The organism is Citrobacter sp. Cpo091 (genome assembly GCF_030332645.1).
Classification (GTDB): domain Bacteria; phylum Pseudomonadota; class Gammaproteobacteria; order Enterobacterales; family Enterobacteriaceae; genus Citrobacter; species Citrobacter portucalensis.
In genome coordinates this window covers 22,923-47,649 of sequence record NZ_JAOWHL010000033.1, presented here as the reverse complement: position 1 = coordinate 47,649, position 24,727 = coordinate 22,923, and the positions used below count along the sequence as shown (strand labels likewise).

Sequence of the window (24,727 nt, the reverse complement as noted above, 5' to 3'; positions counted from 1 at the left end):
TAGATTAAATTAAAAACATAATTAATAAATATTAAATATCATTCATCGAGTTACCACATCTTCGGTTTGTTCGTAAGCCGGATGCAGAAGCATAATGCGACTCCTGGAGTGAGCCGCATTATTATCGGCCTGTCGGGAATTAACGGCAGACCACCGGAAATAGTTGTTAACAACACCCACAAGGAGCACGACAAATGCCAACCCCATGTTACATTTCAATAACAGGCCAGACTCAGGGCAATATCACCGCTGGCGCATTCACCGCCGATTCTGTCGGTAACATCTATGTGCAGGGCCACGAAGACGAAATGCTGGTGCAGGAGTTTTTGCACAACGTCACCGTGCCAACCGACCCACAGTCCGGTCAGCCCGCAGGCCAGCGTGCCCACAAGCCATTCATCTTTACCGTGGCGCTGAATAAAGCCGTTCCGCTACTGTATAACGCGCTGGCGTCCGGTGAGATGCTGCCAAAAGTTGAACTGCACTGGTGGCGCACTTCTGTCGAAGGTAAGCAGGAACATTACTTCACTACCCGCCTGACGGACTCAACGATTGTGGATATGAACCTGCATATGCCGCACTGCCAGGACCCGACACAGCGTGAGTTCACTCAGCTGCTCGCCGTATCACTGGCGTACCGTAAAGTCGAGTGGGAACACATCAAGTCCGGTACTTCCGGTGCTGACGACTGGCGTGCACCGCTGGAAGCATAAGTTAAAACCACAGCATCCGGCCCTCACGGGCAGGGTGCTGTTTTTGTATTGCGCCACAGGCAATCAATAAAGAAGAAGGCTGTCAGTAAGGAATTACGTTTTTACGGGAGATGGCGGACGCCGGAAACTTCGGCGGTAGCGTGCCTGAACGCAAGCGTAACACTGTACGTACCGTCACAGTCACTAAACAGCGAGAGTCATACTTTAGGGAGGTTGATATGTCGTTAAAAGGACAGAGTTTTACAATGGAAGCAGAATAGATAGCAGTGCCAAATAGTAGAGTAATTAAAGGGAAAGCAGGCCGGGTAGTACGTAACGCACGTAGACCTATGGCTGTGATGATTTTGCAGTGAGAACACATAAGAGAAGTATATTTCCCGCACGATGGTCATCATAAAATTCACAATAAAATCAACACGTTAATTTATAAATTCATGAGCATTTAGTCATCAATTACATTCAAACGGTCTTAATATGGAAAACGATTATTATAAAGTAACTGAAGAGTTGATTCATACAGGGCTTGATGCAATATCAAAGTCCATAAAAGAACGTAAAAAAAAGAACGAGGTAAGGGAATCTATATTTTCTGACTTGCATGAAGCAGGAATAACTGTCAGAAAACGAAGTGATTGGAAAGCAAAAACCACCCCAGGAAGTGATGGTGAAGACTGGGACTATCCTGCAATTGTAATACATCATGCTGGAAATAGTTACTCATGTACTAAAGATGGGGAAGCTAAAATGCGCCAGGCTGAAGAAACCGACATCAAAAGTTTTAATCACTTAAGTTATCATTATGCTATAGATTGCACAGGTGTAGTTTATGAAGCTCTGGATATAAGAGAAAAAGGCGCTCACCTAAAAGGGGCAAACACAGGAAAAATTGGTATAGTTTTTTTATCAGATTTTAGTTTACCAGGTGAAGCCTCACAATTTGGACCATCCCGATGGGGATCATTAAGTGAGTTTGCCGGACAAGTTAAGGATGACTGGGATATATCCGTTGATATACCTACCGATAAACAGAAAAATGCTATTAATGTCTTAGTTAGGACTCTTATAAAATTTTTCCCAATCACACAGTTAGGAGGACATAGGGAGTTTGCCTCTTTAAATGGCTTAGGTCGTGCTTGTCCAGGAACTTATGGTCTTCAGATTGCTGCCAATCTCAGAACAAAGTTCAAGTTAAGTGCCCCCTGAAATTAACACTTGTTTTCGAATGAAAATTTTTCTCGAGTACAATATTATATATGCGATCCCATTCATTCCATAAATTTATCATCTTATCTATTTTTTTATATTTTCTACTTGGAATAGATAAACAGCTATACTATGAAGAAGGCGACATGCCCTGGATACCAATTCCTTTCATTAAACACACCATATCATCAACTTTATTTTTTGAATTACCTGTCTCGCCTTCTGACATTCTAAGAGATTCACCAACAACCAAAAATGAGAATGATAAATTGTATAATTACTGCCAAGTAAGGTATGGAAAACAACTATCGGAATGTAGAAAAACAATAAAGAAAAAACTTCTTACTAATGGATTCTATATACCCGACTGAATGATACGACCGTCTAATATAACGGCCCAGATAAATCCAGGAGACATGTATTTTCTGCTAACAAAATGCAAGATAAGAATTAACATGAGTTACAGAATAAACATTGATGAAAAATTAAACTTACAGGATATAGTTATCTGATGTTTCACTCCTCTACTAAACAACCAAATTAATAAAAGCATTGTAAGAGAATTTGAGGTAAATCCGTTGACAATCACCATCAGGAGGTAATATGTCGTTAAAAGGACTGCGCTTCACACTGGCAGTGGACGGTCTGTCGGAAATGACCACCGCGGTGGTCAGTTTTCGACTTACTCAGCATTACTCAAAACCTTTCCAGCTAATAGTGGATATTGCCAGCGGTCTTTCTGACCTGACCGCAACTGATTTCCTGGAAAAAAATGCCGTACTGACCATCTGGCAGGGAATGGAGCCATTACGCTATATCAGTGGTATTGTCTCTGCCGTAACCCTCAGTGAAAACAATCACTGGCAGATGGGATACCATATAATTATCTCACCACCACTCTGGAGAAGCGGTTTACGCCAGAACTTCCGCATCTTCCAGCAGCAGGATATCAAAGCCATCTCCTCCACCCTGCTCAGTGAAAATGGTATCACCGGGTGGACCCCGGTATTTTATGAGCCGCACCCGGCACGCGAGTTCTGCGTGCAGTACGGTGAGACTGACCTTGCCTTCCTGAACCGCCTGTGGTCAGAAGAAGGCATCTTTTATTTTGACTGGTGCACTCCGGAAGGGACAGAGCAAAAGCTGGTACTTTGCGATGATGTGGCAGGAGTATCGTCACTGGGATCCATGCCATTTAATCCGAATACGACGGCCGAGGCATCCACCGAACACATCAGCCAGTTCAGATATCATGCGCAGATACGGCCTTCATCCGTCGAAACTCAGGACTACACCTTCAAAACGCCCGCCTGGCCCGGCTATTACAACCGCGCTGCTGAGAACCTGAACGGCCAACTCACGCAGTATGAAATCTTCGATTATCCCGGACGTTTCAAAGACGAATCCCACGGACAGGCGTTTGCCCGCTACCAGATTGAGGGCCGGAGACATAATGCAGAGACAGCAACAGGTTACAGTAACTCACCAAAAATGTGGCCGGGGAAGCGCTTTACCCTGACAGGACATCCATCAGTATCGCTGAACAGGGAATGGCAGATTGTGGGTAGCGTACTGGCAGGAGACCAGCCGCAGGCACTGCATGGCAGTCAGGGAACAGGAACCACTCTCAGCAATCGTTTCGAGGTTATCCCGGCCGACAGAACATGGCGTGTCCCTCCCCTGCCGAAGCCCTCCGTAGACGGCCCACAGAGCGCCATCGTCACCGGCCCGGCCGGGGAAGAAATCTTCTGTGACGAACATGGCCGGGTGCGGATACGTTTTCACTGGGACCGTTACTGTCCGGGGAATGAGGACAGTTCGTGCTGGGTACGGGTATCGCAGGCGTGGGCGGGAACGGGATTTGGCAATCTCGCCATTCCGCGTGTGGGCCAGGAGGTTATTGTGGACTTCCTCAACGGCGACCCGGACCAGCCCATCATCATGGGACGCACCTACCACCAGGACAACCGCCCACCGGGCAGTCTGCCGGGCACGAAAACGCAGATGACCATCCGCTCGAAAACCTATAAAGGCGGCGGATTTAACGAGCTGACGTTTGATGACGCCACCGGAAAGGAGCGGGTGTATATCCATGCGCAGAAGAACATGGATACGGAGGTGCTGCACGACCGGACCACGACGGTAAACAACAACCATACGGAGACGGTGGTTGTGGGGCAAACAGTGAAGGTGGGCAGTAAAAAGGCAGGTGGTCATGACCAGACGGTGACGGTAGCTAATGATCAAAAAACAACGGTAGTTAATAATCAGATCACCGAAGTTACTGAAGGAAATAAAACAACCGATATAGATAAAGGAGATCAGGAAATTACCCTTCATGAAGGGAAGCAAACAATAAAGGTAAAAAAAACCATCAGCGTTTCTTCAGAAGAGAAGATCGAGTTTATTTGTGGAGAGTCGAGCATTACCTTGTTGGAGAATGGAGAAATTACGATTAGTGGAAAAATAATTAAGAATACTGCGAAAGATGAATATCATGTCAATACCAAAAAATTATCAGCAGATGGTAGCGAGGAACAGGTGCTGACCGGTGGCATGTTAAAATTAAATCCATAATTAAATTAGTTAATTGCCACATAAGAGAATGCGATATGGGTAAGGATGCAGCAAGACAAACGGCAGATACAGCCGGACATGATGGGCCAATAACATCAGGCAGTAGTAATGTCTCAACAGGAGGTTTTCCGGCTGCTCGAATGGGGGATACTTTTGTTTGTAAAGAGCATGGGCCCGGTGTAATCAGTGAAGGTTCTAAAACAGTTACAATAAATGGAATACCTGCCGCCAGAAAAGGGGATAAGGTAGTTTGTGGTAAAAAATCATTACCACCGACAACAGGACCTAAACTTCCTGAATATCATTCTATAACAATAGTTAAAAATAGAAATGAAGATGGCTCGGTAAAAAATCCAAATGGCTCAGATGAGTTTAAATTATATACTGGATACGCAGTGTCAGCTCTAACGGATGGTGATGGTGATGGTGATGGTGATGGTGATGGTCAATATGATACGAGTGACTTAAAAGCAGGCATTATAGATTTTCAACTAAATCATCCGATTGGAGAAAGTGGGACGAACATTAGTCTCGGAGGTACTGTTGGCAAGGCTGAAATGAAGGCAGGGACAGTTGCAAATGAGGATGTACATTCCAGCTCGGTTGATGCAAAGTTAGAGGGTATTTCTGGGAATGTAGACCTCAGTTCAGGAAAAGCAGGATCTGGTGACTATGTGGAGGCAAAAGCTGAAGGTACAATCGGGTTAGCTGAAGGAAAAGGCAACTATAATTTAACACACGATCTTGACGAAGCAAGAGTTGGTGCCGCCTTTGAACTTGGAGCAGAGGCAGCTGTTGCAAAAGGGCAGCTTTCAGGTGCTATAGACTCAAAATATTTTAAATTGAAAGGTTCCGTTGATGGAACTGCTGGGTCGGCAGGTTTAGGATTGGGAGGAGGGGCATGGGTGGATTTTGATAATATAATGGTAAAAGTTCAATTGTCAGGGAAAATAGCATTTATATTAGGATTAGGGGGCGATATTGATATCCAGCTTGGACCATTTACTAGCGTCCCTATTCAAGAGCGACTTGGATTTACCTCTTCCAAATCTGGTATAGTGCTATCAGGTGCATCTACTGTTACTATTGGGGGATAATATGAGTAAAATTATTCGCATATCAGAATCTGTCTTTCCATTATACAATAATCTTGTATTTAGATTTTTTTTAGGTATTGCCCTATACCTCCTTTCAGTATATATTATATTTCATCACGTTCGAAATATAACATCATTAAAAATAGTACACCTACTTGGTATTTATGCTTTTTTTTACTATACTATTTTTTCAATGATAGATGGTGGTGCTAAACGATTAGCTGCATTTCATATAAAAAATAATAGTACCAACATCGACAGACAACCAATAAAATGGTATTTATCCAATCAATTTAACATATCAAGATTCCTTAAGCTCATATTTGTCTTTATATATATATATGCGTGTTTCATGTATCTTATGTACATACCATAATTGACAACCACCACTCATAGCAACATTTAAGCAATGGCTAATTTTAAATCCTTATTCATTCTGCACATCAAACTTTATAAATACAACCAAGACAACTCAGAAATATTATTATGAAAAAAATGATAAGATAGAAAATTTAGGAACTGTTGTTGGTAAAGTAGAAATGAATGCAGGTACTATCTCAAACGATACACAGTTATCAGGAACATATGGTGTAAAGGCTACCGGTTTTTCTATAAATACGGGGGTTAGTTTTGGAAAGGAAAATTCGGGTGATTTTAAAGATATAAAAATAGAAGGAACATTTGGAACTGCTGAAGCAAAAGCCTCTGAAACATTAATTAATGGTGAGGATAAGCATCAAGGAGGCGCTGCTTTTGAATTGGGGGCTGAAGCAGCTGCCGCAAAAGGCGAATTATCAAGTGCTCTGGAATCTAAATATTTAAAACAAAAAAGTTCCCTTGCTGTAAGTGCTGGCTCAGTAGGGGGAGGCCTGAAAAGTGGGGTTTGGTGGGATACAGATAATCTCATGTTCAGAGTAAAGCTGGCATGAAAGCTTGCACTGGTTATTGGAATTGATTGGGAGGACGATATACAAATAGGCCCCTTCACTGAAACCCCTTGGCCTGTATTACTGGGGTTGGCAATTTCAACATCAGGTGTTATATTGACTGGAAAAACAAACGTCATCATTGGAGGTTAGTATTGTTCTTCTATGAAACTTTAAGCAATATTATCAAGGTGTATCATAACAAATTTTTAGATTTTATTTTGGTATTGCATTGTCATCTCTGATTTGCTTTTTATTGATTAAAAACATACATCATGTACATAGCATTATACTTGTTAAATTTCTTGTGGCGTTATCAGGATTTATGTTTTTTACTATAGCGCATTTTCATTAGTCGACATTGGGATTGAAAAATATACTCCTTCCATATCAAATTTAACAATGATAATATTAATAAAAAGCTAATTTCTTCATTCGCGAGGCATAAATACACGATAAATATCTCTCTGAAGCTGTGTGTTTTTATTTTATATTTACATGGTTTTTAATTTCATAATACTTAAATATTAAAAACATTTTATAATAAACAATGAATATTTCAGATTTAAATTAGCCAATGTGACAAAATTTTTAAAACATCACCTAGAAAGATGGTTTTTATTATTAACCCAAGTTGGCACTATGCCAATGGACACTGGCTTGGCGAACGCTTGTTTTTATTGGTTGTTACTTTTTTCTCTTATCGATTCAACTATCGGTAATGTGGAATTATTCCATTCAGGTGTAGCAACTGTTATCATTGGAGGTTAAATGAACCAATACAATAGAATGTTTAGAATGTTATTTGGGGTTGTAGCTTTTTTACTACTTTCCTGCATTAGTGTTATGTTAAATGATGATTTACAATACACTCGATTGTCAACTATATGCTTTCTTATCGGCTGTTATCTGTTTTTGTATTTTTTTGTATTTTCTCTTATTGATGCTGGCGTCAATAATATAGTATCGTTCCATCAAAAATATAACCAAGAAAATATCAAAAAATCACTTCTTAAAAATTTCATTGAAGGAGAGAATCTGGTATCTAAAGGATATAAATTGGCTTTTAATTTGGGTTTTCTAGTTGTGATGTATTTTATGTTAAAAAACGAAATGTAGATAATCCAGAGAGAGTTATTATAATGAGAGAAAGCAATAACAAACCATCCATCCCAAGGGCAGTGACATATAGTTTTGAATACCAAAAAGAGCATTTTTGGCGATGCCGCTATACATCCTCAGAAGTAACAAGCTTATATTACAAGATATTACTCCCACTAGATGTAAAACCGGTCAGCATTAAACCTGAGCTAATCGCAGGAACCAATAACCTCTATGCTATTGGCTGCTATCAGACCATTTCTGGAGCAAAATACCCCTTTACAGAAGTTGATGTAGTCTATGAACATATAAATAACGACATCGATGCCAGTGACTGGGGAGAATATATATTAGACCTTTTAGGTGAAGAAATCCTTTACTGTAAATATTATTATAGCGTTAGTGGTCGATATGCTGATTTTTTGACAAAAAAAGATATCGATATCGAAACCATCACATCAAGAATCAGAGTATTTAAAAATTATGATTTTGAAAACAACAGGGCCAATGTGATAATGGTAAAAGCCTGTTGCAACTGGAAGGATTATGAATCGCTGGCTGAGGATCTCTTTCATTGTGTGAATTTTTTCACTTTAATTAATGACTCAAAATGGCATTTGGCAGAAGAACTAAAGAGTATAAATCTGGATGTACCTGCAAACCATTCCTTTTATTACCCTGCCTCATGGCTATATTCAGAACGATATAATAACGAAAAGATGAGCTACTATTCGTTATCTTTAAAAGAAGAAAGTAACGTTCATGGCATTATTGATGGCTATTTTTTATACCATGATGCGGCAATCAATAAAGAACAGGTTTGTAAACTAATTGTCAGTCAACTAAAAGAAAATAATCACCTTGAAATTGATGAAATTTCACTAAGAGAACGCAAAGATATATTCAATAAGAACATTACGGAATTATGGACTGGTGAGTTAAAAGTAAAGAATGCAAGAAATGGAGAAGGCATGTTAGTTGTTTTTGCCGGAAAGATTCAGGAAAGTTGGTTCTATATAATTGGGTCATTTGCTCTACAAAAACAACATTTCGGTTCCTGGGCCGCGGGAAAACGAGCAATAGATATTATCTTAAATTCACTTAATAACTACGACTTAGAGTATGAAGATCAGTTTTATATTGAGCATTGATATAACACTCAATAGACCCAATAATTTAGCAGAGTAGGTAGCGTGCCTGAACACAAGCGTAACACTGTACTGCCGCTGAACAGCGGAATGTCTTTATTCCTGTAAACACCAGGGAGAACAACATGTCATTAAAAGAATTGCGTTTTACGCTGAACGTGGACGGACTGCCGGAGACAGCCACCGCAGTGGTGGGCTTCGGCCTTTACCAGCCACATTCCACTCCTTTTGCCCTCAAAGTGGACATCGCCAGCGGGCTTCCGGACCTGGTGGCAGCTTAGGGCAAGATCACGAAAGAGCGGCAATGGACAGAGAGTACCTCGCGTCAATCCTTGCGGGGTTTCGTAATCTTGCCCTGGATTTTGCGACCCTTATAATAAGGCTTACAATCAGCCTGAATCAGCGAAAGCGCTGACTTATTTGATGATACTAAGTTGGCGTATTTCCAATGCTATCGATTTGGCATGAGTAAAAATCAGCGCAGGTCAAAAGCCCCCGTGATGGCAACATCACCATCACAGGGGTTGAGCGGTTATTCCTTCACCACAATCAGCGGTTCAATATCGCTCTCTTTTTTAATCACCAGCGACTCGTCACCACGCAGGCAGGTACCGCCGTAGTTACCACCTACGGTAAAGGTACAAACCTGGATATATTTACCGGCAACTTTTGGCAGACACCAAAGCTGCTGATAAATGTTCTTCTGCTCGGCAAACTTACCGCTGGTTTTATCCAGTAGCTCTTCCTGATGACTCACCAGATCGATGTTGCTGCCACAACGTCCTGCAATAGGTTTCACCGCATAACCGGTTTGCGCCAGCTCTTCATTAACAGTGAAATCCGTATCAAGCAGATAACGGTGGTGCGGGAACAGTTGCCAGAGGATCGGCAGAATCGCTTTGTTGCCAGGGATCACCGTCCACAGAGGTTCGAAGACCAGCACTTCCGGGCGCAGCAGCACGTCGATTAAACGCACTTCCTGATTCGTATGCCCGGTACGAATTGGCACCGCGGCGTACTCCGTTTCGCTGACCTCGCGCACCTGTTCAATTGCGGTTTCCCACGCCCAGGTCTTCCAGACGCAGTTCACCAGACGGCCGTCACCGTCAATCAGCTGACCGGCATCATCCCAGCACAGTTCATCCAGACCTCGCAGAATTTTGCTGTCAAACCCGGCCTGACGCAGCGCCTGCTGCATAAACTGCGCGTGATAGTTCTCCTCGATATCCTTATCCTGCATGATGTGGACAAACGGACGTGCGCGGCTGTGCTTCCAGGCCCCCGCCAGTTCGTTGATCAACCCTTCAGCCGGGTTGTGTCCCTGCCCTGTGTAACCACGCTCGGCCCATCTTTCGAGGATCAAACCGGCTTCGGTATGGCACGATGCGGAATCGGCGTTGTACTCATACACCTTCAGTCCACGTTCATCCATACAGAAATCCATACGCCCCGTAATCATATGATGCCGACGACGCTGCCAGGAAAGGCGCAGGCGCGGCCAGAGGATTTTCGGGATATCAAACAGTGCCAGCAGGTTGTCGTCTTTCAGCACCTTATCGGTCGCGTGCAGATACATCAGGTGCAGCTCGTTGGTGGCTTTAATCAGCTCCTGCTCGGCGCTCTCGGTAATGGTGAAGTATTGATGCGGGTCCTGATTAATCACATGGCCGTTCGCCAGCACGTAGGCTTTTTGCAGCGGATCCTGCTCATTCAGCCATTTACCGTCAAATTGCCCGTTATCTTCCAGTCGCGCGCCGCCAATTTTCAGCGAGTCATTGGCGATCTCCGGCTGCGGCAGGCTGAAACGGGTATCATCGGTCTGGATCATCCAACCAAGAATGGTCGTGTCGTCAAAGGTATCACGCAGGGTGTAACAACCGTTCTCAACCACCATCTCCAGTTCGCGGGTCCACTGCTGTCCGGGAGGCAGCGGCGTATGGAGCACGTTCTGTTCGGCAATACGGATTTTGTTTTCCAGCAACTGGGTGACGACCGCCACATGCCCGGTATCTTTAAATTCGCCGCCTTTTTGCCAGATAAGCAGAGCCCCTGCTACCGGCGCGCGGGGCGAGCCATTCGGAAATGCCTGTAACGGTAGGATGTTGTCATTCACTACTTCGCGCAGGAAGCGTAAGGAGAAGATCTCCCAGGCCATACCCACATCGGTGAAGACCATGCCATAGTTAAGGAAGAGAAAGCGGCGTGCGAACTCTACGCACTGCCATTTGTGGCCCATGTATTCATCGTCGATATAGCTGCGAAATGCTGCATCATCGTCGTAGTCCCGTGGGTCGAGGGAGCTGTAATCTGAAGAGTAGATTGCTACGCCACCTGGGGCATAGCCCAATAATGTCCCGAATGGGGCATCCTGACTGGTCGTTCCTTTGCTCATGCACCTTACCTCAAAACAATACAGCCTGAGCAGGTTGGCGTGAATTTTTCGCTCTGATTGCCTGCTCTGCGACACTAACCGGACAGAGGTCGACATCATCATACACCTCAACGCAGCGGCTGGCGCTCAGAGGCGAAAAATTCACAGCAGGAACTACGCTTTGGTCAGGGTGACCGGTACGCTTTTATACGCCGGAGTCAAACTTTGTGTATCTACTGCATCCAGCGAAAGCAGGACATTCGCTTCAGGCAGATAAGCGCCAATTGAGCCAGCCGCCATGTTGTAAATCACCACCGTTAAGCCGTACATGATGCGATCCGCGCAGGGCTGACCGTTGTCGTCCAGCGCCTGAACGTTGACCACATCACCCTGGCTCAGACCGCGGCTCGTCGCTTCTTCGGCGCTTAAAAACACCACATCCCGACGGCCAGTAATGCCACGATAGCGATCGTTCATCCCATAAATCGTGGTGTTGTACTGATCGTGGCTACGCAGCGTCGCCAGAACCAGTGCATCAGCAGGCTGATGTTCCCGCTCTACCGCCCGCTGATGGCTGACGATAAAGTTGGCTTTGCCATTCTCCGTTCGCCATTCACGGCGCGAAGCAGGTGTATCCATACGAAATCCGCCCGGCTCGGCAATACGTGCGTTGTAATCGTGGAACGCCGGGATCACGGCTTCAATGGCGTCACGGATCAACGCGTAGTCCCCGGTAAATGCTTCCCAGTTGATCGGAGAATGCGGCAGCGTGGCACGCGCCATGCCCGCCACAATCGCGGGCTCCGATTTTAGCCAGCGGGAAGCCGGCTTCAGCGCGCCACAGGAAGCGTGGACCATCGACATAGAATCTTCGACGGTGACTGACTGAATCCCCGTCGCCTGCATGTCGCGCTCCGTTCGGCCTAATGCAGGTAGCAGGTAGTTATGCTTTGCCAGCAGCAGATGCGATCTGTTCAGTTTGGTCGCCACATGGACCTGCAGATCCAGATTTTTCATCGCCGCAAAGGTACGCTGCGGCTGGGGCATCGCTACCGCCAGATTGCCGCCCATGCAGATGAGCGCTTTTGCATCTCCCCGCTCGATGGCCCGAATGCTCACCACGCTGGAGCGTCCATGTTTGCGCGGAACGCGGATAGAAAAATGCTTCTCAAGGCGTTGCAGGAAGTCTTCGGACGCCGCTTCGTTGATCCCCACAGAACGATCGCCCTGCACGTTAGAATGGCCGCGTAACGGGCAGATCCCCGCCCCCGGCTTACCCATATTGCCTTTCAGCAACAACAGATTTACCAGCTGCTGAACGTTCTCGGTGCCGTTTTTATGCTGAGTGATGCCCAGACCATAACAAACAATCGTGGCGCTGGATTTACTGTAGCTGTGCGCCAGATCTTCCATCTGACTGCGCGTCAGGCCCGAGTCCTGTTCCAGCTCAGCCCAGTTATGCTGACGTAAGTCGTCATACAGCGCTGCATATCCCGAGGTATGTTGGTCGATAAACGCATGATCGAGCGTCGGCTGCTGATCCAGTAGGATCCGCGCTTCGTCCATTTCGATCAGCGCCTTCATTATGCCTTTGAGCAACGAGGCGTCACCGCCCATTTTTACCTGGTAGTAGTCGTTGCTCAGCTCCGTCGCCTGACCGGTGAACATCTCTTTCGCACTTTGCGGGAAGCTAAAGCGCTCAAGCCCCCTTTCGTTCAGCGGGTTGATGGAGATAATTTTGGCTCCACGTTTGGCAACGTCGCGTAAGGTGGTCAGCATGCGTGGATGGTTAGTACCAGGGTTATGCCCGATACAAATCACCAGATCGCAGTGGTCAAAATCATCAAGTTCAACGGTCCCTTTCCCAAGGCCAATGGCTGGCGTTAGCCCTGCGCTGGTCGGTCCGTGGCACATGTTTGAGCAATCAGGAAAGTTGCTGCTACCATATTCGCGGGCAAACAGCTGATACAGGAACGCCGCCTCATTTGACGTTCTGCCGGAGGTATAAAACTCAACCTGTTGTGCTGAATCATAGCTGCGCAGACGCTCGCCGATCTCCCGAAAGGCGATATCCCAATCCACCGCCTGCCAGGTGTCTGACACTGCATCGTATTTCATTGGATGCGTCAAACGACCAATGTTTTCCAGTTCATAATCGCTGTAGTGCCAGAGTGTGGAAACCGGGTGACGACTGAAAAATTCCGGTGACGCTTTCTTACTGGTTGTCTCCCAGGAAACCGCCTTAACGCCATTTTCGCACAGCTCCATTGGCGCACGATGCCCGGGGTCCGGCCACGCACAGCCCGGACAATCGAACCCTTTCACCTGGTTCATTTTGAACATCGCGATAATGTCGCGCGCGACAGCCTTTTGCGAAAACACCGAAGCAGTGACGGCTTTTACCGCACCCCACCCACCCGCAGGGCCCTGATAACCGCTTACTCCTGGAACACCATTTTTCATTATTACTGCTTATTCACCGCCAATTTTTGATGGTGAATACGGTAGCAATTTCCGTCCAACATTGATTTCCTCTTCATGGAGTACGGGCCAGGTACAATGAACGGGTTAGATTTATCTTCCCCTTTCAGCACAAAGCGACATAAAGTCCCAATCTGTTAAATTGAGTTCTACCTAACTGCTACACTGCATCAACACAACCACTCAGAAGGCAGGTCAATATGTCAGACAATACCTATCAGCCCGCGAAAGTCTGGACGTGGGAAAAATCGAACGGCGGCGCATTCGCCAATATCAACCGCCCGATTTCCGGCGCCACCCACGAGAAGACGCTGCCGGTTGGCAAGCATCCGCTACAGCTCTATTCGTTGGGGACGCCAAACGGGCAGAAAGTGACGATTATGCTGGAGGAGCTGCTGGCGCAGGGCGTGAAAGGCGCAGAATACGATGCCTGGATTATCCGCATCGGCGATGGCGATCAGTTTTCCAGCGGCTTTGTTGAAGTGAATCCGAACTCGAAGATCCCGGCACTGCGTGACCACTCGCAAAACCCACCGGTTCGCGTATTCGAATCTGGCGCAATCCTGCTCTATCTGGCGGAAAAATACGGTTATTTCCTGCCGCAGGATTTGGCAAAACGTACTGAAACGCTGAACTGGCTGTTCTGGCTACAAGGCGCGGCGCCATTCCTCGGCGGTGGTTTTGGTCACTTCTATAACTATGCGCCGGTAAAAATCGAGTACGCTATTAACCGCTTCACGATGGAAGCCAAACGCTTACTCGACGTACTGGACAAGCAGTTAGCACAGAATCAGTTTGTGGCAGGAGATGAATACACCATTGCCGATATGGCGGTTTGGCCGTGGTTTGGCAATGTGGTGCTGGGCAACGTGTACGACGCGGCAGAGTTCCTCGATGCAGGAAGTTACAAGCACGTGCAACGCTGGGCAAAAGAGGTTGCCGCGCGTCCGGCAGTTAAGCGAGGTCGTATTGTAAACCGCACTAACGGGCCGCTAAACGAGCAGCTTCATGAACGTCATGACGCCAGCGACTTCGACACCAATACCGAAGATAAGCGCCAGGGTTAACGCAAGATGCCGGATGGCGGCATAAATGCCTTATCCGGCCTACATAGAAGGCGTAGGCCTGATAAGCGTAACGCCATCAGGCACTAACCGATTGTCACGCGCTGGTGACGTCGTACTCCATGCGGCGAAGTGCGTCTAACGTGGCTTTAGCTTCATCTTCATCAATGATGCTCATGGCGAACCCTACGTGCACCAGCACCCATTGCCCGACCAGCTCAGCGGTATCACCTTCACAAATCAGGGCAATATTGACATCACGTTTGATGCCGCACACTTCAACCTGCGCAAGCTGGTGAATATCTTCACCAACGGCCAGAACCTGACCAGGGACTCCAATACACATATCTGACTCCGCCCCATAGCAACCTATGGGTTATTCGACTTCAATACTTTTCACTTTCAGTGAATCGCCTGCATCAACCCGCAGACGATCGCCCTGACATAGTGGACACTGCGCATCATGCTGGGTGATTTCCACAACCTGACTGCAATCCCAGCACCATGCCTGGGCTGGTTTGTAATCAATATGCAACTCACACCCTTGCGCCAGCGTGCCCTGACAGACGATGTCGAAACTGAAACGGACGGCGCTCTCTTCAACGCACGAGAGCGCTCCGATTTCCAGCCAAACGCCGGTTACACGTTTGACACCGTGCTGCTCTGCCTGCTGTTGAACAATCTCAACCGCGCTCTGACAAAGGGACAGCTCATGCATTTTCGCAGTTCCGACGACCCAGCAGCAGCGCGCGGCGATTTAGCTGCGGCGCATTCGGATCGCTCACCGGCAGCGATAACAGCATGCGCGCGCAATCGTCAGTCAGACGCACACCTTCTTGCACCGACATACTGTGCGAAAGCGGCGACATCAGTGAACAGGAAAGGTATTGCGATACGCCATCCAGTTCACCAACGGTAAAGGTCATCTCGCCATACGGCAGACGCAGCCCGATTTTTTCGCTGACTTTACGCACCGGCCAGATCTGGTCCGGTCCGGGGAAAATCAGTGCGCTGAGCATCCAGGGTGTGATAACACACCCCGTCCACTGTCCTTCAAACAGCGTAAAATCAGAGACATATACCGGCATGTTCGGATGCAAGAAAGAGAGATCGTGCATCGAACGCCGGGCAACCTCTTCAAACGCTGCCTGAATCTGCGTCTTCGGGGCCGTCTGAAAACCGACAAACTCCTCAGACATGAGCCGCCTCCCGAGGGATCGCTTCAACGCCTGATTCGCGAAGCGCGGCAAGAACCTGCTCCAGCGCAGGTTCAATCATCGCTTCAACCGTTGGCGTTAGCCCGATATGCGGTTCCAGCGATTCCGGAATAACGCCGACTAAGGTCAGCTTTTTCGGAAACTCGCCGGTAAAACGCAGGGCCGACAATACGTCGGCCAGGCCAAGCTGGTGCGGTGAGATTTTGTTAGTAAACAGCGCCGGGATCTCTTCATCCCGCAGGACCATCATCGTTCCTGGCGTGTTTTTCTTCGACACAATGGCGTCAGCAATGATCAGATGATCTCTGTTCGCCATATCGCCGAGAAGCTCCATCCCAGCCGTACCACCGTCCAGAACATCAACAAAGTCTGGCAGGATGTACCGTTGCTCTAATGCCTCAACGATACGTACCCCGATGGCTTCGTCGGTCAGCAAAATATTGCCGACCCCTAAGACTAATATCCGCATTACAGAACCTTAACTGAGACCACTTCGTTCCCGTCAACGTCCACCACATGCACCGCACATGACATACAAGGGTCGAAGGAGTGAATGGTACGAACCACTTCCAGCGGTTTGTTTGGATCGGCAATCGGCGTACCTACCAGCGAGCGCTCATACGGTCCCACTTCATCATTAAAGTTACGTGGGCCAGAGTTCCAGGTTGACGGTACAACCGCCTGGTAGTTGCTGATAATGCCGTCTTTAATCACCATCCAGTGAGACAGCATACCGCGTGGCGCTTCGAGGAAACCAACACCTTTGAATTCGCCTGTTGCCGGAATATCCGGTTTCACGAAGGTGGTGTGGTCGCCTTTACCGATGTTCACAATCAGCGCATTGTACTGATCCTGCAGAACGTTCTGCAGTTCACAGCAGTGAACGGTACGGCCAATAATACGGCCCAGCGTAGAGTGCAACTGCGACACTTCGATAGTTTTACCGGTCAGCTTGGTGTAAATCGCGATGATTTCATTCAGCTTGGCATGGGTAGACTCGCGTTTGGCCGCCAGTTTACACAGCATGTTGGCCAGCGGACCCACTTCAACCGTTTTACCGTAGAAGGTCGGTGCTTTAACCCAGGAGTATTTGCCGTCATCTGACCAACCGGTGTAATCAGGAACCGTTGTGCCTTCCCACGGAGCCTGCGGCGCTTCATCTTTGTACCACGCGTGTTTCGCACTCTCCTGAATCCCTTTGATCAGGTACTCATCGGAGTGAGAGGTGATCGGACGATAGGTCGACAGATCAGCATCGGTGATATAACCGCCCGGGAACAGGAAGCTGCCGTTTTTACCGTCTGTCGGGAATTCCGGCACACTCAGATAGTTAACCGCACCCTGACCACGTTCCAGCCACTCAGGATAGAACGCAGCAATAACCGCGGTATCAACCTTGTACACCTGCTCAACGAAGTCGCTCAGCTTATCGATGAAGGACTTGATGTACATCAGGCGTTCAAGGTTCAGCACACCGAGGCCGTCAAGGTTAATTGGGTTAGCAACCCCACCTACCGCCAGGTTCTGGATGTGCGGCGTTTTACCGCCCAACAGTGCCACAACGCGGTTGGCATCACGCTGGCATTCCAGCGCTTGCAGGTAGTGTGCGACCGCAATCAGGTTCACTTCCGGCGGCAGCTGCATTGCCGGGTGACCCCAGCAACCGTTAGCAAAAATGCCTAACTGACCGCTGGCAACAAGATCTTTGATCTTGTTCTGAACCTTGGTGAACTCTTCTGCGCTGTTCAGGTGCCAGGAGGACACGCCGTTCAGCATGGCAGACGCTTTCGCTGGGTCAGCTTTCAGAGCAGAGGTGATATCCACCCAGTCCAGCGCAGACAGCTGATAGAAGTGAACAATGTGGTCATGCGTGGTGTGCGCGGCCAGAATGATGTTACGGATATACTGTGCGTTCACCGGAACATCAATATTCAGCGCACTTTCTGCTGCACGAACGGAAGAGATAGCGTGAGTGGTCGTACAAACGCCACAGATACGCTGCACAATCATCCAGGCATCGCGCGGATCGCGGTTTTTCACGATCTCTTCCATGCCGCGCCACATGGTACCGGAAGCCCATGCTTTAGATACCACGCCATTTTCGATTTCGCAGTCGATGCGTAAATGACCCTCAATACGGGTTACCGGATCAATAGTAATTCTCTGGCTCATGCTTTGCTCGCCTCATGACGATTTTGATCGTTTTGTTTTAAAGGAGGAAGTATCGGCAGTAGACGAATGAGTACGATGTATGCACAAATCTCAATAGCCACAAAACCAATAGAAATCAACAGCTCTTCCCAGGTTGGGAAGTAGTGGTAGCCACCACCAGGATTGAACGCCACCAGCGAATAGGACAGACGCCATGTTGCACAACCCAGCAATGCGCTCAGCGCAGACAGATACAGCATGCGCGAGTCATTACGCAGCTTAGTGACGCGCAGCACCACCAGCGGGAAGACCATCAGCACGACTTCAAGCCAGAACATCAGGGAGTAAAGATCGCCTGAGAACGCATAGGACAGCTTGTCGCGATAGATCAGTTCGCCAAAGCGCAGGACGACGAAAATAGCCAGCAGCACGCTGATGGTATTCGTCAGCTTGATGAACAAACTTTTCTCGTCCGGACCGTTACCTTTCAGACCGGCTTGTACCAACGAGCCTTCAAAGATGACGATCGAGAAGCCCATAATAAAGGCGGTTAATACCGAGAAAAGCGGCAGCATTTCATAAGCTTGCCATAGCGGATGCACCTTATAACCCGCAGAAATCATCAATGAACCCATTGAAGACTGGTGCATGGTTGGCAGCAGCGCGCCGAGGGCAATAATAAAGAACATCACTTTATTCAAACGTTTGAGGGAAACTTTCCACCCCAAGCGTTCAAACAGAGCCGGAGCAAATTCCAGCGCCATGATGCCGATATAGATGGTCATACAGACCGCCGTTTCGAACAGTACCGAGTTCACGTTGAAGTGGCCCGGAATGTAGAAATACGGCAGGTTCCAGTAACGACCGACGTCAATGGTGATCGACAGACCACCCAACGAGTAGCCAAACAGGCTCGCCAGCAGCGCCGGACGAACCAACGGATGGTATTGTCCTCTGTTGAAAACGTACACCGCCCACGCCAGCGCCCAACCGCCGCACGCGAAGCCAGTACCAATCAACAGGTCAAACGCGATCCATACCCCCCATGGGAAACCGCCGTTCAGATCGGAGACTGAGCCCAGTCCGAAGACCAGACGTTTCACGATCAGGAGCATACACAGGACGATAAGCGGCCCAAAAATAATGACCGGTTTGCTGATTATTTTTCCGCCCAGCGGTTTAGGATCATGACTCATGATCGTCTCCTCCATCGTGATGGTCGTTTTTCGTGTTACGACGAACCAGCACGGTTAAGCCCGCCAGCGCAGCCAGGGGTAATATCATGCCCTTGTACAGGGAATGTTGAACATGTTCGGAACGCGCACCAGTTGAAAGATCATCCAGCTTCGGCAGATCCAAATCCTCGTAAGGAACACCCGTCAGTACCATAACCTGCGTACCACCACCTTCTTTCTCACCGTACAGGTGCGGGTAGTACTTCGGTACCGTATGCAGATAGGTATCGCCTGCTTTCACCGTCTGACGCGGATAGTGGTATTCGCTACCAGGCTTCAGCGCGAGACGTTTTTTCGCCTCAGCCATCAGCTCTTCACGCGTACCAAAAATCACCGCACCGGCTGGGCACACTTCAACACAACCCGGTAAACCACCTTTGTCCAGACGCTCAACGCCTTTCTGGTTACACAGTTCACATTTGTGAAGTGCACCAAACGGGTTGTTGTAGTCGTACTTAGGCACGTTGTACGGGCAGGCGACCATGCAGTAACGACAGCCCGTGCAGACATCTTTGTCATAATGGACGATGCCGGTTTTCGGATCTTTTTTCAGCGCGGAGACCGGGCAAACGGAAACGCAGTTCGGATCAACACAGTGCATGCACTGTTTCTTGATGTATGCGTAGCCATTTTCTTCCTGGTCTTTGTTAACGCCTGTTCCGCTACGCCACACCTGAATGATGTTATTGGTATACGGCGACAGTTTGTCGTTGTTCGACCAGGTTTGCTCGCCTTCCGGGTTACGCGCCGGGAAGTTGATATCCTGACACTTGGTGACACAGGCCTGGCAGCCTACGCACAGCGTCGAGTCATAGAGCATCCCAAGAGAACCTGGGATCGGCGGACGGTTTTCTGCAGCCGCATGGCTGATGGACGGCGCTGCGCCCAACAGCAATGCCCCGCTGGAGGCTGCTTTAATAAAGTTACGTCTGTTCACGGTTATTCTCCCCGTGAGTCAGCGTTATCTTTCTTCTGCTGACGCCCCAGTTCACGAACCGCCATCACGCTGACACCGGCAACCAGTCCTACTACGCCACCCAGCAGTCCAATCGCTCCGGCAGAAACATTGCCGCCTTCTTTCATGTTGACGTCAGGTTTCTCGGAACGCGGCGTTTGGTTTTCCACGTGAGCAAGCTGGTGAATACCTTTATGGAAGCCGACGCCTTCTTCGTTACAGCCGTAGCAAGGGTGACCGATAGCCACCGGCCACACGCCGCCCACATCGCAGAATTGCAGCGTTGAGCAGTTGCCGTAGGTTTCTGGTCCTTTACAGCCCAGATGGTAGAGGCACCAACCTTCGCGGTGGCCTTCATCACCAAACTCTTTAGCAAAACGACCAGCATCGAAGTGCGGGCGACGTTCGCAGTGTTCGTGAATCAAACGGCCATAGGCGAATGTCGGACGGTTTTTGGTATCCAGCTTCGGCGGCTTACCATAAGTGATGATATGCGCGACCGTTGCGAGGAAGTTATGCGGGTTCGGCGGACAGCCGGGAATGTTGATGATGGTTTTGCCTGGCAGAACTTCTTGCAGGCCGACGGCACCCGTTGGGTTAACGCCAGCGGCAGCAACACCACCCCATGCGGCGCAAGAGCCGATGGCAATGATAGCGGCTGCGCCTTCTGCGGCCCGGCGGATGTGATCCACGATCGGCTCGCCGGCAACCATGCAGTAAATGCCATTATCTTTCAGTGGGATAGAACCATCTACTACCAGAACATATTGCCCTTTGTACTTCTCCAGAGCGTTATGTTTGTTCTCTTCGACCTGATGGCCGAAGGCGGCAGAGAGCACCTCATGGTATTCCAGAGAGATTGTCTCCAGAACGAGGTTTTCCACTGTAGGGTGTGTCGCGCGAAGCAGCGATTCAGTACAACCCGTACACTCCTGAGCACCAATCCAGATAACCGGTGGGCGCTGAGGACGAGAAACTGATTCGGCCATTTCTGCGGCGGCTTTGCTACTGAGCCCCATGGTAGCGGCCAGTGCTGCACAAAGCTTCATGAAATCACGGCGATTAATGCCGCTCGAATTGATGAGAGAGTTATCTCCAGTCATTTTATAGTTATTCCGTTGCGAAGACCTGGCTTTTATTTTGCACCATTCGCATGTTGCATATTGCGATCGGCGCGCCATTACCACACTTTTTATATGGTTATGTGCATTATAATACTTCGGCGGAGCAACAAAACGAAGGCGTAGGTCAATAGTGTAATTAATTAAAGCAAGATAATACCCCTTTCGGATCAAGCTTCGAGTCGATAGCCAGCCATGAAAAACCGAATTGTTGTACTGGACTGGTTCTCTTTAAAGAAATCCATCACCATCTCTTTATCCAGCCCATAACGGCGCGTCAGGATCCCCGCTTCCCACGCGCTGAGCTGTCGATCGCCCGTTTTTTCAAACATTCGATGTGAAAATCCCAGCACAAAACCACGCTTATAATCCGCACAAAAATTCGCCACCGAGCGTGCACTGTCCGCACTTGAGGCGTTTAATCCGGCCATCAGGCCTTTACCAAAATGGTTGTCCATGCATAACCTCCAATCGCTATATAATAAATTATATAGCGATTTTTTAAGCAAAGACCAGAGGTATCACGAACTTTTTATAACGGCTTAAAAGGACACCCACTCATCCGTTTTAGCGGCCGCAGACGTTTTGCTGTCTGCTGAAGAGGAAGTGGTTTGGCTGGCTGCGTATTGCACATCATTAGCGGAAAGGCGGAACTGTTGCACCGAGCGTTGCAGCTCCTCTGTTTGTCGTTCCAGCGCCACTGCCGCGGCGGAAACTTGTTCTACCAATGCAGCGTTCTGTTGCGTTACGCTGTCCATCTGCGTGATCGCCACGCTCACCTGCGAGATACCCTTATTCTGTTCTTCCGAGGCAGAGGCAATTTGCTTCATGATGACAGTCACTTCGGTGGCGCCGCGCAGAATCGCCTCCATGGTTAATCCTGTTTCTTTAACCAGACGAGCGCCCTGATCAACACGACGCGATGACTCGCCAATCAGTGTCTCAATCTCTTTCGCCGCCCCGGCGCTGCGACTGGCAAGGTTGCGTACTTCACCGGCGACGACGGCAAAACCGCGCCCCTGCTCGCCTGCCCTGGCAGCTTCAACCGCCGCGTTCAGCGCCAGAATGTTGGTCTGGAAAGCAATGCTATTAATAACTGACGTGATTTCCGCGATCTGTTTAGAGCTGGCGGCAATGCCGTCCATCGTCTCAACCACTTCTGAAACCAGCGTGCTCCCTTTGCCTGCCGTTTCTGTGGCCGTATCGGCAAGCTGGCTGGCTTCACGCGCATTTTCTGCGTTCAGTTTTACCGTTGCGGTCAGTTGCTCCATGCTGGCAGCGGTCTCTTCCAGAGCCGCAGCCTGCTCTTCAGTACGTGAGGAGAGATCGTTATTGCCGGTCGAAATTTCCGTCGCCCCTCGCCAGATGTTGTCACTACCTGAACGGATGGTACTGACGGCTTCACGTAGGCTATCCTGCATCGCGCACAATAACGGCACCAGTTGACCCACACAGTTACGACCAAAATCTTCGATGGGATGGCTGAGATCGCCCTGCGCAATCTGCTGGAACTGTTGGCGAATACGTCCCAGCGGTTTCACCATCATGGAAACAAGGTAGCGGTCGGTAAAGAAAAGGAGGGCAATCCCAAGAATAACGGCGGTGATAATTAGCGTCCGGATGATAGAGGTTTTGCCATCGACCATCACGCGGGTGGTATCGAGTCGCTCACCTGCCGTGGCGTTAAAACGCTCGGCACTGGCGCCAAATTCACGGCTCAACGCGGGTGTAATAGTGCTGGCATGCTCCGCAAAGGCCGTAAGCGTGCCCTGCTGCGCCAGTTGCATTTGCGGGATCACGCCGTTGTCCAGCAGCGCCTGCCACTTCGTCAGTACTGCGTTAGCGACGTCAGGATCCATTGGTCCCGGAGACAACGTTTTCATCTCCTGGAGTTTTTTGCTCATATTCTCCAGGGACTGTTGCGCTGGCGCAAAATCAGGCGTTCCGCCACTCATTTTGACATCCATGGCGCGACTTAAGCGCGTTACGAAGCGAAAGTACTGATCGTTACCCTGACTGAGAACCGTCATCTGATGGACAAGATGACGGTCAATATCATTGCCTTCAGATATTTTTGATAACGAATGAAGACTGAATAAACCCACGCCCGACCAGAGCAGGCAAAAAAGTCCCAGTATTGCCAACATGACAATACGAATAGTGAAGTTTTTCAGCAAACGCATAATAATTTCCTTGCCGTTGATGAGGAATTCGCCATCAGGCGATACTTATCCTTGTTATCGGCAGGCAGTAGAGAAGATATAATGCGTTCTTTATTTTTTTACTTTCTTAAGTACATCCACTATCTCTCCACACTATATCAATATGAATGCTAATGAAATTAGGTAGCATTATTATTCAGGTAATTAGTTATAAGCATTAAATAATCTATTGTTTTCTATCGCAAATATTTGTTAAACCACGCAAGAGTACGTTCCCAGGCTAAATCAGCGGCAGCTTTATCATAACGGGGGGTCGAATCGTTGTGAAAGCCATGATTAACACCGGGATAGATATAGGCTTCATAGACTTTCTTATTGGCCTTAAGCGCCGCTTCATAGGCAGGCCATCCCTCATTAATACGTGTGTCTAATTGCGCATAGTGCAGTAATAAAGGCGCGTTTATTTTAGGGACATCTGATGCAGGAACCTGCCGCCCATAAAAAGGCACCGCGCAGGCCAGTTCAGGGAAAGCCACAGCAGCGGCATTCGACACACCACCACCGTAGCAAAATCCGGTAATACCTACCTTTCCCGTCGTCCCTGAATAATGTTGCATAAATTCAATGGCGGCAAAAAAATCATTCATCAACTTTACGGGATCAACCTGCTGCTGCAATTCCCGACCTTTATCATCATTGCCAGGATATCCTCCTACCGAACTTAATCCATCCGGTGCAAGTGCCATAAAGCCCGCCTTCGCCACCCGTCTCGCCACATCTTCAATATACGGATTCAGCCCACGATTCTCATGCACTACCACCACCGCCGGAACTTTCCCTGTCACCTTCGCAGGTTTAACTAAATACCCCCGCACATCACCATGCCCTTCAGGCGAAGGATAGGTAATATATTCCGCCAAAATATCGGGATCGGTAAATTCTACCTGCGTTGCGAGGGCATAGTTGGGTTTCAATAAATTGAATAAAGCCAACGCCGTCATGCCACCCACTGCATATTTCGCTGCCAGATTGAGAAACTCGCGTTTCGTTATTTTGCCATGCGCGTAATAGTCATAGTAGTCGAGCAGTTCTTGCGGAAAATCTTTGGCAGTCAAACGCGGCATCGTCGCACTCCTGATTGGTGTTTTTTTAAGCAAAGCACAGTGACCTGTTTTTGCCCAGTTTTTCATCTCAGTGTGACCTGG

General features: G+C 48.4%; 21 protein-coding genes. 8 read left to right on the top strand and 13 right to left on the bottom strand.

From position 1 onward, the window contains the following. The first annotated feature begins 194 nt into the window (after positions 1 to 194). The 7 genes from OGY04_RS10435 (at position 195) to OGY04_RS10405 (ending at position 9,046) form a co-directional block, all read left to right on the top strand. Positions 195 to 713 carry an Hcp family type VI secretion system effector gene (locus OGY04_RS10435; protein ID WP_047408665.1) on the top strand — a complete coding sequence of 173 codons (519 nt, stop codon included), beginning with the start codon at positions 195 to 197 and terminating at the stop codon, positions 711 to 713. 474 nt (positions 714 to 1,187) lie between these two features. Then, positions 1,188 to 1,916 carry a peptidoglycan recognition protein family protein gene (locus tag OGY04_RS10430; RefSeq protein WP_071445514.1) on the top strand — a complete coding sequence of 243 codons (729 nt, stop codon included), beginning with the start codon at positions 1,188 to 1,190 and terminating at the stop codon, positions 1,914 to 1,916. A 603-nt stretch (positions 1,917 to 2,519) separates the two neighbouring features. After that, positions 2,520 to 4,493: a type VI secretion system Vgr family protein gene (locus OGY04_RS10425; protein WP_081364675.1), complete on the top strand. Its 1,974-nt coding sequence runs from the start codon at positions 2,520 to 2,522 to the stop codon at positions 4,491 to 4,493. Positions 4,494 to 4,528: 35 nt separating this feature from the next. Continuing rightward, complete coding sequence (locus OGY04_RS10420; RefSeq protein WP_286585237.1) at positions 4,529 to 5,590, top strand: PAAR domain-containing protein; 1,062 nt, start codon at positions 4,529 to 4,531, stop codon at positions 5,588 to 5,590. A gap of 539 nt (positions 5,591 to 6,129) precedes the next feature. Beyond that, a complete protein-coding gene (locus tag OGY04_RS10415; protein ID WP_286585236.1) occupies positions 6,130 to 6,519 on the top strand; it encodes a hypothetical protein in 390 nt (129 codons plus the stop codon). Positions 6,520 to 7,658: 1,139 nt separating this feature from the next. Next, a complete protein-coding gene (locus tag OGY04_RS10410) occupies positions 7,659 to 8,768 on the top strand; it encodes a hypothetical protein (protein WP_286585235.1) in 1,110 nt (369 codons plus the stop codon). Positions 8,769 to 8,890: 122 nt separating this feature from the next. Continuing rightward, positions 8,891 to 9,046, top strand: a complete 156-nt coding sequence (locus OGY04_RS10405) for a hypothetical protein (RefSeq protein WP_186805001.1) — start codon at positions 8,891 to 8,893, stop codon at positions 9,044 to 9,046. A 251-nt stretch (positions 9,047 to 9,297) separates the two neighbouring features. Here OGY04_RS10405 and gss read toward each other — a convergent pair whose 3' ends face one another. Both gss and OGY04_RS10395 read right to left on the bottom strand, forming a co-directional pair. Next, positions 9,298 to 11,157: a bifunctional glutathionylspermidine amidase/synthase gene (gss, locus tag OGY04_RS10400; RefSeq protein ID WP_060683236.1), complete on the bottom strand. Its 1,860-nt coding sequence runs from the start codon at positions 11,155 to 11,157 to the stop codon at positions 9,298 to 9,300. A 153-nt stretch (positions 11,158 to 11,310) separates the two neighbouring features. Further along, positions 11,311 to 13,599: an FdhF/YdeP family oxidoreductase gene (locus OGY04_RS10395; RefSeq protein WP_286585234.1), complete on the bottom strand. Its 2,289-nt coding sequence runs from the start codon at positions 13,597 to 13,599 to the stop codon at positions 11,311 to 11,313. 218 nt (positions 13,600 to 13,817) lie between these two features. Between OGY04_RS10395 and yghU the strand changes: the two genes are divergently transcribed. Beyond that, complete coding sequence (gene yghU / locus OGY04_RS10390) at positions 13,818 to 14,684, top strand: glutathione-dependent disulfide-bond oxidoreductase (RefSeq protein ID WP_008785803.1); 867 nt, start codon at positions 13,818 to 13,820, stop codon at positions 14,682 to 14,684. Positions 14,685 to 14,778: 94 nt separating this feature from the next. On the opposite strand, the gene hybG is transcribed toward yghU, so the two are convergent. The 11 genes from hybG to yghX form a co-directional block, all read right to left on the bottom strand. Beyond that, positions 14,779 to 15,027, bottom strand: coding sequence for a hydrogenase maturation factor HybG (gene hybG / locus OGY04_RS10385; RefSeq protein ID WP_003024459.1), 249 nt, complete (start codon positions 15,025 to 15,027; stop codon positions 14,779 to 14,781). A gap of 30 nt (positions 15,028 to 15,057) precedes the next feature. Continuing rightward, positions 15,058 to 15,399: a hydrogenase maturation nickel metallochaperone HypA gene (gene hypA, locus OGY04_RS10380; protein ID WP_003828349.1), complete on the bottom strand. Its 342-nt coding sequence runs from the start codon at positions 15,397 to 15,399 to the stop codon at positions 15,058 to 15,060. After that, complete coding sequence (gene hybE / locus OGY04_RS10375) at positions 15,392 to 15,880, bottom strand: hydrogenase-2 assembly chaperone (RefSeq protein ID WP_234692379.1); 489 nt, start codon at positions 15,878 to 15,880, stop codon at positions 15,392 to 15,394. The genes hypA and hybE overlap by 8 nt, the downstream gene beginning before the upstream one ends. Beyond that, a complete protein-coding gene (locus OGY04_RS10370; protein WP_032944999.1) occupies positions 15,873 to 16,367 on the bottom strand; it encodes a HyaD/HybD family hydrogenase maturation endopeptidase in 495 nt (164 codons plus the stop codon). Before OGY04_RS10370 ends, hybE begins: the two co-directional genes overlap by 8 nt. After that, positions 16,367 to 18,070 (bottom strand): hydrogenase 2 large subunit, encoded by a 1,704-nt coding sequence (gene hybC / locus OGY04_RS10365; RefSeq protein WP_286585233.1) that lies wholly within the window; start codon positions 18,068 to 18,070, stop codon positions 16,367 to 16,369. The genes OGY04_RS10370 and hybC overlap by 1 nt, the downstream gene beginning before the upstream one ends. After that, a complete protein-coding gene (hybB, locus tag OGY04_RS10360) occupies positions 18,067 to 19,245 on the bottom strand; it encodes a Ni/Fe-hydrogenase cytochrome b subunit (RefSeq protein ID WP_003828354.1) in 1,179 nt (392 codons plus the stop codon). The genes hybC and hybB overlap by 4 nt, the downstream gene beginning before the upstream one ends. Further along, complete coding sequence (gene hybA / locus OGY04_RS10355; RefSeq protein ID WP_003828357.1) at positions 19,235 to 20,221, bottom strand: hydrogenase 2 operon protein HybA; 987 nt, start codon at positions 20,219 to 20,221, stop codon at positions 19,235 to 19,237. The genes hybB and hybA overlap by 11 nt, the downstream gene beginning before the upstream one ends. A 2-nt stretch (positions 20,222 to 20,223) precedes the next feature. Continuing rightward, entirely contained in the window at positions 20,224 to 21,342 is a 1,119-nt protein-coding gene (gene hybO, locus OGY04_RS10350; protein ID WP_003024486.1) for a hydrogenase 2 small subunit, read from the bottom strand. Between the two features lie 188 nt (positions 21,343 to 21,530). Further along, the gene (locus OGY04_RS10345) at positions 21,531 to 21,818 is read right to left on the bottom strand and encodes a DUF2623 family protein (protein ID WP_003024490.1); all 288 of its coding nucleotides are present in this window, start codon (positions 21,816 to 21,818) and stop codon (positions 21,531 to 21,533) included. An 84-nt stretch (positions 21,819 to 21,902) separates the two neighbouring features. Continuing rightward, entirely contained in the window at positions 21,903 to 23,543 is a 1,641-nt protein-coding gene (locus tag OGY04_RS10340; protein WP_008785806.1) for a methyl-accepting chemotaxis protein, read from the bottom strand. A gap of 215 nt (positions 23,544 to 23,758) precedes the next feature. Continuing rightward, positions 23,759 to 24,646: a YghX family hydrolase gene (gene yghX, locus OGY04_RS10335; protein WP_020996329.1), complete on the bottom strand. Its 888-nt coding sequence runs from the start codon at positions 24,644 to 24,646 to the stop codon at positions 23,759 to 23,761. Positions 24,647 to 24,727 lie beyond the last annotated feature (81 nt).